The organism is Pseudoalteromonas fuliginea, assembly GCF_000690055.1.
GTDB classification, from domain to species: Bacteria; Pseudomonadota; Gammaproteobacteria; order Enterobacterales; family Alteromonadaceae; genus Pseudoalteromonas; species Pseudoalteromonas fuliginea.
In genome coordinates this window covers 96,054-107,034 of the sequence record NZ_JJNZ01000013.1, presented here as the reverse complement: position 1 = coordinate 107,034, position 10,981 = coordinate 96,054, and the positions used below count along the sequence as shown (strand labels likewise).

8 protein-coding genes are annotated in these 10,981 nt (G+C 40.1%); 4 read left to right on the top strand and 4 right to left on the bottom strand.

Translation table 11 applies throughout. The features are described 5' to 3' along the window. Positions 1 to 841: IS4 family transposase (locus tag DC53_RS15490; protein WP_033028775.1), on the top strand; the 841-nt coding region annotated here is incomplete at its 5' end. A gap of 35 nt (positions 842 to 876) precedes the next feature. On the opposite strand, the gene DC53_RS15495 is transcribed toward DC53_RS15490, so the two are convergent. Together DC53_RS15495 and DC53_RS15500 are read right to left on the bottom strand one after the other, a co-directional pair. Then, positions 877 to 1,545 carry a DUF2987 domain-containing protein gene (locus DC53_RS15495; RefSeq protein ID WP_033028769.1) on the bottom strand — a complete coding sequence of 223 codons (669 nt, stop codon included), beginning with the start codon at positions 1,543 to 1,545 and terminating at the stop codon, positions 877 to 879. Then, complete coding sequence (locus tag DC53_RS15500; RefSeq protein ID WP_007375460.1) at positions 1,538 to 2,344, bottom strand: glucosaminidase domain-containing protein; 807 nt, start codon at positions 2,342 to 2,344, stop codon at positions 1,538 to 1,540. The genes DC53_RS15495 and DC53_RS15500 overlap by 8 nt, the downstream gene beginning before the upstream one ends. A 248-nt stretch (positions 2,345 to 2,592) precedes the next feature. Here DC53_RS15500 and DC53_RS15505 point away from each other — a divergent pair, with 248 nt between their 5' ends. Continuing rightward, a complete protein-coding gene (locus DC53_RS15505; protein WP_033028768.1) occupies positions 2,593 to 3,885 on the top strand; it encodes an anti-phage deoxyguanosine triphosphatase in 1,293 nt (430 codons plus the stop codon). A gap of 102 nt (positions 3,886 to 3,987) precedes the next feature. Here the strand turns inward: DC53_RS15505 and DC53_RS15510 are convergent, their stop codons facing one another. Beyond that, positions 3,988 to 6,144, bottom strand: a complete 2,157-nt coding sequence (locus tag DC53_RS15510) for a prolyl oligopeptidase family serine peptidase (protein WP_033028767.1) — start codon at positions 6,142 to 6,144, stop codon at positions 3,988 to 3,990. Positions 6,145 to 6,311: 167 nt separating this feature from the next. On the opposite strand from DC53_RS15510, the gene DC53_RS15515 reads away from it, so the two are divergent. Further along, positions 6,312 to 6,626 (top strand): Mpo1-like protein, encoded by a 315-nt coding sequence (locus DC53_RS15515; RefSeq protein WP_007375463.1) that lies wholly within the window; start codon positions 6,312 to 6,314, stop codon positions 6,624 to 6,626. A gap of 518 nt (positions 6,627 to 7,144) precedes the next feature. Next, positions 7,145 to 9,715, top strand: coding sequence for a TonB-dependent receptor plug domain-containing protein (locus tag DC53_RS15520; protein WP_033028766.1), 2,571 nt, complete (start codon positions 7,145 to 7,147; stop codon positions 9,713 to 9,715). A gap of 81 nt (positions 9,716 to 9,796) precedes the next feature. Here DC53_RS15520 and DC53_RS15525 read toward each other — a convergent pair whose 3' ends face one another. Continuing rightward, positions 9,797 to 10,855, bottom strand: a complete 1,059-nt coding sequence (locus tag DC53_RS15525) for a branched-chain amino acid aminotransferase (protein ID WP_269634966.1) — start codon at positions 10,853 to 10,855, stop codon at positions 9,797 to 9,799. Positions 10,856 to 10,981: the final 126 nt, after the last annotated feature.

The following is a 10,981-nucleotide window of genomic DNA, read 5'->3' as shown; positions in this document are numbered from 1 at the left end:
AATACGCATGGTCTGTCATATGAAATTGACCAGCCATCAACTGCTCAGTAGCGAGTTTGATAACTATAAAACCAACGAGATGAAATTAGCTGAGCGTTTAATTGAACGTACACCGGATAATTCACTGACTATGTTTGATAAAGGATATTATTCTTTAGGCCTGTTAAATCGTTGGCACCAAACTGGAAAAATGAGGCACTGGCTGATACCAGCAAGGCCCGACTTACAGTATGAAATCATTTCCAGCGCGGGTAAAAATGACCATGTCATTGAATTGAAAACAACAAAGCATGCACAAAAAAACTTTCCCGATGTTCCTGAAACGATTAAAGCGAGATTAATCAGTAAAACAATAAAGGGTAAAAGCTACCGTATACTAACCTCGATGACGGATAGATTGCGTTATCCAGGTAATGAAATAGTTGAATTATATTGTCATCGTTGGGAGATAGAACTTGGGTTTAGAGAAATCAAACAAACCATGCTTGATAGCGCATATCATTTGAGAAGTAAACGTCCAGACATGGTGCGTCAGGAGCTATGGGGCGTGTTACTCGCCTATAATTTAATACGAAGAATAATGACGATGGCGGCGACAGTTACAGGGATATGGCCTAACCAGCTTAGTTTCTCTAGCAGTTCGATGGCTGTCATTCAGTATTTCTCGTCAGTATCTATAATGAGTCCAGGGAATATTCCAATACACTGGCGGCACTTACTCAATACACTGGTCTTATTTAAGCTTCCAGCTAGACGAGAGGATAGAAGATATCCCCGATGGGTTAAGCCAAAACCGTCTAAGTATCCCCATAAAAAGAAAAACGCCAGTCAGCTTAACTGACTGGCATTAAGCTAAATGCCGCTTTTGTATGTGGGCTACTTAACAATCCAAGGCGTTACTTTAATAACCTGCGATATATCGCCAAGTGCTGCGGTATCATCTTCCCAGTTATCTTCAACTGCAAAATAACACACAGACTTTTCGCACGTTATGCTCTTATCATCAAATTGCATTGGGCTTTTAAATGTAACTGCTACGCCCTTTTGCTCTGGTAATAAAAACCACATTAATTTACTTATAAAAAAGCCCGACAGATCAGTTAACAGCTCATCAAGTTCTTCGTTAATGGCATATAACGACTGCTTTGAAAGCGCTAAACCTTCAAGTTCATTTGCTTCTATTTGTAACTTTAATTGGCAATCATGTTCAGGGTTTTGTGGCTGAACAACAATCACCGCTTTATCGCTATCAAGTTGTTTATCGAACGGTAATAGTAGCTGTGCTTTATCGGTAAAGTTGAGCGGATACTCGTTTTTTTCGGTTAAAATAGTACCGCTTTTTATTGCGCACGCTTCGTTAGTTGCTATATCACTTATATAAAAGTTAACTCGCGCATATTGAAAATCGCCTTTGTTAACTACCTTTAAGCGATCGTAAAAACCGTCGTACGACATCACAAACTCTCTCGCATTGGCGTTAAATACCGTCGTACTAAGCAACAACAACGAGATAACACTCACGCAATTTAGAATACGTTTATTCATCAAAGTAAGCTCTATTTTGGTTGATCATAGTGTTCAATTCTTCAATGTACGCTTCACCACGTTCAGAATATGACATTAAACCCTGCGTTAGTTTTGTCGCCTTGATCTGCTTTTGTTCAAGGCGTAAATTTTCGCGAATCGCGCGTAAATCTTTATAAGCAGGATGCGTGTTGATATTTTTAAAGTAAGAATTTATAGCCGCTCTTACCGACTTAAACGCAGCCACTTCATGCACAGCACCTGTATTACGGCGTCTTGGCACCATGCCACAACCTTTTGAATAACACCACTGACCAAAAAAGTTAAGGCCAATACGTGCAAAACGCGATGTGCCCCACGCAGATTCATTCGCTGCTTGCATAAGCGCTAATTCTTTAGGAATTATATCAACACGACGTAGTGCTTGTGTAAGTATTAGCGTATCAATCGTGGTTGGTAAGCCGTACGACTTTAAAATTTTAACAATATCTTTGCTTTGTTTAGATTGCAGTGGCTCGTTATCCTCAAGCATCATGCGTGCTATTTCAAGCTTAGCGCGTTGCTGTAGTATTTTTTTATTTTCGGCTTCAACGTGCGGACGAATAAAGCTAAAAAATGCATGTTTTTTTTCTTTAACATCACTAAATTCTGAAAACTTTGGCAGTTTTACATTATGTAATGGTTTTTCTTTTTTCTTCACTTTTTTTGGTTGTTCTGACGTTTGTTCTTCCGATTCAACATCGTCACTTTGTATAAACGGATATGCAAGCGCCCATACAAAAAACACGGTTAGTAAAAGCTTAAAAATCGTTTTTAACATGTATTCTCTCTTTGAAACAACAACTATGCATGGTTTATACACAAGCATACGAAGGCGCATTATACCTAAGCCACTTTATAAACGCGAATAACTGGGGTTTGATGACCTTTTACGGTTGAATTTTCAGCAGTGTATTTGGGTTTTAGATAAAACAGAGCCTATGTAGTGCATTTGTTCATTCGCAATTTATAAGTGCATGGGTATACTGAGCAAAGTTTAATAATATTAACTATGTGTGAGTAAGCAGTATGGATAAACAATGGCAAAGCCGAATAATAGAGCAATATAAACATCGTCCTAACGATAACCGCTCGCCGTGGCAGGTCGATCGTTCGCGTATTATTCATGCCGCTGCATTTAGGCGTTTGCAAGCTAAAACTCAAATTATGGGCATTGGCCTAAACGACTTTTACCGCACTCGCCTTACCCACTCTTTAGAAGTATCGCAAATTGGTACCGGCATATTGCGCCATTTAAAAGCGCAACATAGCGACTTTACGCACTTTCCATCAACTGGACTGCTCGAAACACTGTGTTTGGCGCACGATATTGGTCATCCACCTTTTGGCCATGGTGGCGAAATAGCGCTAAATTACATGATGCGCGATCACGGTGGTTTTGAAGGTAACGCACAAACACTGCGCATAGTTGCAAAACTTGAGCCCTACAGTAATGGGCACGGCATGAACCTAACTCGTCGTACTTTATTAGGTTTTATAAAATACCCCGCGTTTATTAATACGCTTTGGCATACCATTCCCGATGCCACAACCGGTCGTGCATTTATAAAAGCGGATGATTGGCGACCTGCCAAAGGGTTATACAACGACGATGCAGCCATATTCAATTGGATAGTAGAACCACTGAGTCAAAACGATAAAACATTGTTAGGTAACCATGGCGCTATTGATAAGTACCGCGCTAAAACAACGTATAAATCGCTCGACAGCGCCATAATGGAACATGCCGACGATATAGCATACGCCGTACACGACTTAGAAGATGCCATTGCAACCCACGTACTCACATTAGACGATTGGCAAACCCATGCTCTGCCCCATTTAAAAGCACTAAACTTTGACTGGCTAAACGACATGCTTGAATCGCTGACCCAGCGCTTGTTTTCAAAAAATGATTATGAGCGAAAAGATGCCATAGGTGAGCTGGTTAATACCTTTATTATTCATATACATTTGGATATTCAAAACGATGACTTTGAATGCCCTATTTTAAAGTATACCGCTAAATTAGATGCCCAATACGACAGTGTATTGCAAATACTTAAGCATTTTGTGTTTCAACGTTTAATACGCGACCCCGAAATGCAGCAAATAGAATTTAAAGGTCAAAACTTACTTATAGAGTTATTTACCGCGTTTGCTAGCGATCCGCTGCGTTTATTGCCCGAAACAACACAAGCACAATACATAGAAGCGCAAAAGCAAAACCAAGGTATGCGTATAATTTGCGATTACTTAAGCGGAATGACCGACGAGTACGCTTATAAAACGTATCAACGATTGTTTTCACCTATGCAATAGCTAACTGCTAACTGCTAACTGCTAACTACTAACAAACATTAAAAAGGCCGAGTAAATTTAATTTACTCGGCCTTTTTAGTTTTTATATTTAGTTGGAACGTTTTATAAAGATTTTACGCCCATGTTGTACAACGTAAAACCAAATATATCAGCGTACTGCTCAATTGTTTTACTCGTTGGTGTACCTGCACCATGCCCCGCATTGGTTTCTATGCGAATAAGCGTTGGGTTATTACCTGTTTGCTTTGCTTGAAGCTCAGCTGCAAACTTAAACGAATGCGAAGGAACAACACGGTCATCATGATCGCCAGTTGTGATCATAGTAGCTGGATACTCAACACCTGCTTTTACATTATGAAGTGGTGAATAACCTTTAATGTATTCAAACATTTCTTTGCTTTGCTCACTAGTGCCGTAGTCGTATGCCCAACCAGCGCCCGCAGTAAATGTATGGTAGCGCAGCATATCAAGTACGCCTACAGCAGGAAGAGCCACCTGAAATAAGTCTGGGCGCTGCGTCATTACGGCGCCAACCAATAAGCCACCGTTAGATCCACCGCGAAGTGCTAAGCGTTTTTTAGAGGTGTACTTTTTATCTTTTAAGTACTCAGCCGCGGCTATAAAGTCGTCAAACACATTTTGCTTTTGCAATTTAGTGCCTGCATTATGCCAGTCTTTACCGTACTCACCGCCACCGCGAATATTAGCAACGGCGTATACACCACCTTGCTCAAGCCATACTGCATTAACGGGGCTAAAGCTTGGCGTTAAACTAATATTAAAACCACCGTAACCGTATAAAATTGTAGGGTTTGAACCATCAAGCTTAATGCCTGTTTTATAGGTAATTACCATCGGTATTTTAGTACCGTCTTTTGATGTGTAAAACACCTGCTCAGACGTGTAATCATCACTATTAAAATCAATAGCCGACTTACGATAAACACCCGATTCACCCGTAGTTACGTCAAACGTATAAGTAGTACCTGGTGTTTTGTAGTTAGTGAACGAATAATAAAGCGTTGTTTGATCTTTTTTACCGCCAAAACCACGTGCTGTACCCACGCCTGGCAATGTAATTTCGCGAATTAGCTCGCCTTTTTTGTTGTACTGTTTTACCTGCGAAATCGCATCAACCATGTAGTTTGCAAAAAAGGTATCGCCGCCTTTTGTAAGGTTTAGTACGTTTTTGGTTTCAGGAATTAAATCAACCCAATTTTCTGGGCTTGGGTTGCTTGCATCAACTGTCACTACTTTTTTGTTTGGTGCATTAAGGTTAGTAACTAAAAATAGCTTGCTGCCTTCGTTATCAATCACTGATGTATCTGAATCAGTATTTCCAACAACCGTTACAAACTCACTGTTTTGCTTTGTTAAGTCTTTTATAAACAGCTTATTACCTGAGGTTGACGTACTAGCTGAAATAAGTAAGTAGCGGCCGTCATGAGTTACATCAGCGCCTACATAGCGATGTTTCTGCTCATCAGTTTCACCAAATACAACACTATCAGCAGACTGAGCAGTACCTAGCTTATGGTAATACGCTTTATGCTGATTTGTTTTAGCCGAAAGCTCACTGCCTTTAGGTTTCTCGTAACTTGAATAATAAAAACCTTCGTTGCCAAGCCACTCTATGCCACTAAACTTAACATCAACAAGTGCTTCTTCAACTTGTTCTTTAGTATGTGCATCAATAACTATAATTTTACGCCAGTCGCTACCACCTTCAGATATTTGATATGCGAGCAACGAGCCATCTTTGGAAAACGATAAACCCGACATAGACGTCGTACCATCGTCACTAAACTTGTTTGGATCTAAAAATACTTCAACGTTGCCGCCCTCTTTACTGCGGTACAAAACATATTGATTTTGCAGGCCATCGTTTTTATAAAAATAGGTGTAATCGCCTTCAGTAAAAGGAGCGCCTATTTTTTCGTAATTCATTAGTTTTTCAAGGCGCTGCTTTAACTTATCGCGATAAGGTATTTGTTCTAAATAAGAAAACGTTAAATTGTTTTGCGTTTTAACCCAATCGGCAGTTTCTCTGCTCATATCATCTTCAAGCCAACGATATGGATCCGTCACCGATTCTTCAAAGTAAGTGTCTACCACTTCACCTTTTTTAGTCTCTGGGTACACAATTGTATTTACTTGTTTCATTGATACTTTTACTTCTTCTTGAGTTACTGTATTAGTTGGCTCTGAACAACCGCTAAGTGCCATAAGTACAGCACATGTTAAAGTTTGCTTAAACATGGTGAGTTCGGTTCTTATTTATTATTAATAGCATAAGAAGTTATTAACTTTTAATCCTTTTGTCTATTAAGATGCGTTCAATGCTATTTGTCGTTGTAAACAAATGTAAAGGTGCGCTTTAATAGCCCACAATCTTCATAAAATAAAAAACAATAAAAGAGCACGCAATGCAAAGTACAAACCCCACATTTAAAAGTTTTAAAGCCTTCTACCCTTATTATTTAAAAGAGCACCGCAACGTTATTTGCCGCCGCTTACATTTTATAGGAAGTACACTGGTTCTTGCTGTAAGCGCAATAGCATTAATAAAACAACAATACAGTTTATTATGGCTATTACCTGTTATTGGATATGGGTTTGCGTGGGTCGGGCATTTCTTTTTTGAAAAAAACCGCCCTGCTACTTTTAAACACCCTTTTTACAGTTTGTGGGGAGATTGGGTAATGTTTAAAGATATGCTTGTAGGAAAAATTAAATTTTAACACTATTTTTAGCACTCTTTTTTATACCAATTACTTATAAAAACAAAATTACTTCATGCTTTAGAGTATAGGTTCTAATAAGTAGTACATAATTTATAAACCACTCATTAAATGTTAATTTAGTTAACATTTAATGGGTGGTTTTGTATTTTACATTTTTTAAAAATATTTATAGCTCAACAGCTGTTTATTGCCAGCCCAATAAAAACGGCTTCCTACTCTCAATTAATTAAAGCCATCAACCTCATCTTACCAGTTAACTAAACGTTAAATTTAACTTTTAAATATAATTCATTATTCATCAATTACTTAGCAATCACCTTAGCTATATAACTAAAACAATGGTCATTATAAAAAACAACCAAATGTAATTATAAAAATCCCTAGATTAATTGAATGTTATTCAATTGACTGACTTTGTTAATTAAGTATATGTTCAAAGTAACAAAGAGGTTTACCCACTTTTTTGTATAAAAAAATAGAATAATTCAATGGGTTTCGAATGAGGGAAATAGAACATGAATAAAAAGCCATTATTTCAATTACAGACATCGGTACCACAAATATTACTCGCCATGAGCGCCTCTGCTGCACTACTGGGTTCGCTCTCAGTAAATGCTGCAGAGCAAAACACCAAAGCAGAAGAAAATATTGAACAAATAAGCGTCATAGGCTCTCGCCGATTAGGTCGTACAGTAGAAGATAGTTCAGTGCCTATTGATATTATAGGTGCTGATGCACTCAATAATTCAGGTTTTACTGAAACGAATGCCCTGCTTAGCAGTTTATTACCAAGCTTTAACTTTCCGCAGGCATCCCTTACAGATGGTAGCGACCATGTGCGCCCTGCCCAACTTCGTGGCTTAGCACCCGATCACACACTAGTGCTTGTTAATGGCAAGCGCCGCCACAGTAATGCACTGCTTAACCTAAATGGCTCAACGGGTCGTGGTTCATCATCGGTTGATTTAAATGCGATACCAGCAAATGCTATTGCCCGCATTGAAGTATTACGTGATGGTGCAGCAGCGCAATATGGCTCTGATGCTATAGCCGGTGTTATTAATATTGTGCTTAAAAGTGCCAGCAGCGGTGGCTCGTTTTCAGCAAACTATGGCGCTAACGTTACTGAAATGGATGGTGTACCACAGCTAAAGTCAGTATCTGAAGGCAGTGATGGTGATTTAGCCTTTACCGAGGGTAGCGATCGCTCGTTAACCGACGGTCAAACATTAACCCTACAAGGTAATATGGGTTTTGAACTAGGCGATAATGGCTTTTTAAACATCTCAACAGAATACCGCGATCGCCATTCAACTAACCGCTCAGACTACGACCAACGTGAAAACTATGCACGATTAGAAGATGGCTCACTCGACCCACGCGAACTGACCGTAAATCGATATAACCATAATTTTGGTAATGGCGATGTTGAAGACTTCTCTATTTTTTACAACGCAGGTTACCAGTTAACAAACAACGCCGATTTATATTCATTTGGCTCTTACAGCAAACGTGAAGGCGAAGGCGGCGGGTTTTATCGTCGCGCAAGCGATAGTCGTAACGTAGAAGAGATTTATCCTGATGGTTTTTTACCGGTTATTACCTCAGATATAAATGACTTTTCATTAGCTCTGGGTGTTAAAGGTTTTGTAAGCGAATGGAATTACGATGTATCGGCCGTATATGGTCAAGATGCATTTGAATTTGGTGTTACCAACAGCTTAAATACTTCATACGGCCCTACTAGCCAAACAAGCTTTGATGCCGGAACACTTACTTACGATCAACTTACCTTAAACGTTGATTTTAGCCGTGAAGTAGACGTCAGCTTTTTAGAAAGCTCTGTAAACGTAGCTGTAGGTGCTGAGTATCGCCGCGAAGGTTACCAAATAGATGCAGGCGAAGAAGCCTCATACGCACAAGGCACATTTGGCCCAGGCGGTGCAGTAACCGACCCTGTTGATGGCCCATTTGGCGCAGCGGGATCACAAGTTTTTCCTGGATTTACACCGGAATCCGAAGGTGATAATAGCCGTCATAACGTGAGCTTATATATAGACCTTGAAACTTACCTTACCGATGATTGGAACCTAACAGTTGCCGCTCGTTACGAGGATTACTCAGACTTTGGCGATACCGTTAATGGTAAAGTTGCAACTCGTTACTCATTAACTGAAGACTTAGCACTACGCGCCTCTGTTTCTACTGGTTTTAGAGCACCTTCTTTGCAGCAACAATACTTTACCTCAGTGGCCACTGTATTTGTTGATGGTGAACCAACCGAAACCGGTACCTTTGCACCAAGCAGCGATGTAGCAAAAGCACTGGGCTCGCCGGGTCTTGATGCTGAAGAAGCCACAAACTACGGCGTTGGTTTTACATGGTCTACCGACTTTAATTTCAGCTTATCGGTTGATTACTACCAAATATTAATTGATGACCGCATTGTGCTATCAAACAACTTATCGGGCGCTGCTATTGAGCAACTTCTTGAAGGTACAGGCGCTAACCAAGGTCGTTTTTTCTTAAACGCAATTGACAGTAAAACGCGCGGTGTTGATGTTGTAGCTTCTTATAATGTACCAACCGATGGTTACGGCGATGTTGCCTTTAACTTAGGTTATAACTACGGTAAAAATGAAGTTACCGATATAATTGACCCACCAGCAGCTCTGCAAGGTGCTGGGTTTGATCAAGACAACTTATTCTCTGGTAACGAACTACGTCGTTTTGAAGTAAGTACACCGCGTAATAAATACAATTTAAGTGCAACATGGAATATGGATCAATGGCGCACCACGCTTAGAACAACGCGTTACGGTGAAACACAAGACCCTTCAGATAACCCAGAACGTAACGAAGTGCTTAAACCTAAATGGATAACTGACTTAGATGTGGCCTACTCGCTTACTAGCAACGTATCGCTGAGCTTAGGGGCTAATAACATTTTTGATGTTTACCCAGACGCAACCCGTGAAAATGTTGACGATTTAACAACCTTCTCGCGTTTATTTGCTTACTCTAGCTTCTCAGCGTATGGATTTAACGGACGCTACGTGTACGGTAAAATAGAAATGAAGTTTTAATAAGCACAGCTTAAAGTAACCAAACACACAAAAGCCACCGATTAGGTGGCTTTTTAACGCGAGTTGCTATTAAATATATAATTAGATTTTAGTTAACCAGCCGTGTTTGTCTTCGCTTTTACCCCATTGAATATCGTTCAATGCTTGGCGAAGGCGCGCAGTCGTTGGGCCTGGCTCGCCAGTACCTACTTTGTATTCTTTATCGTTATGAATAAACGTCCCCACAGCAGTTAGTACAGCTGCAGTGCCCGAAAGCGCCGCTTCAGTACCTGGTTTAGCAGCACGCTCTAATAGCTCAGTAACGCTAAAGTTACGCTCGCTTACCGTCATACCTAAATCTTTGGCTATGGTTAAAATACTATTACGCGTTACTCCATGTAAAAACGTGCTATCAAGCGCTTTAGTAATAATTTCGTTGCCATCAATTAAAATAAAGTTAGCAGCACCGGTTTCTTGTACGTCGCCACCTGGGCAAAATAAAATTTGATCTGCTTGATACTTAGTTCGTGCAGCACTAATAGGTGCTAGAGCACTGGCGTAGTTACCACCACTTTTTACCATACCCATGTGCGGCGCGCAGCGCATACCATCTTCTTCAAGTAGTACGCGTAGTGCAGTTGCACCACCTGCAAAGTAATCACCCACTGGCGATAGTAACGTGTACAAAAGCGAGCTCATTGATGGCGCTGCTGCTTTACCAATTGCCGCCTCAGTACCAATGTGTGTTGGGCGAATATACATAGAGCCCGGCGGTAATGGCGTTTCATCTGCGTATTCGCGCATAATATCGATAATCATCGTTTTTAGCATATCGCTGTCAAAACTCGGTAAGCTTAATAGCGCTGAGCTTTGTTGCATGCGTGCAATGTTTGCATCCATTCTAAAAAGATAAACAGAACCATCTTCATGGCGAAAGGCTTTTAAGCCTTCAAAACATGTACTTGAATAATGAAGAACGTGCGCACCAGCATGAAGTTCAAGTTTATCGGAAGGGACAATTGAGCTTTCGCTCCATTTATTATCAGAAAAACGCGCTTGAATCATCTGCGGCATAAACACGGTACCAAATGCGGCCATTTTAATCTCTCTTGTGTGGTCTATTTTCCCCCATTGTATGACAATCACCCGCCATTTAACCATAGCTAAAGTAAGGCTTTTTTAATTAACTATGAGAAATTTTTGCAAGTACTGTTTACTAATCAACCGCATTGGGTGCTATAAACAAAAAAATCGACTAATGCAGTTGCACTAGCCGATTCTTAAAGG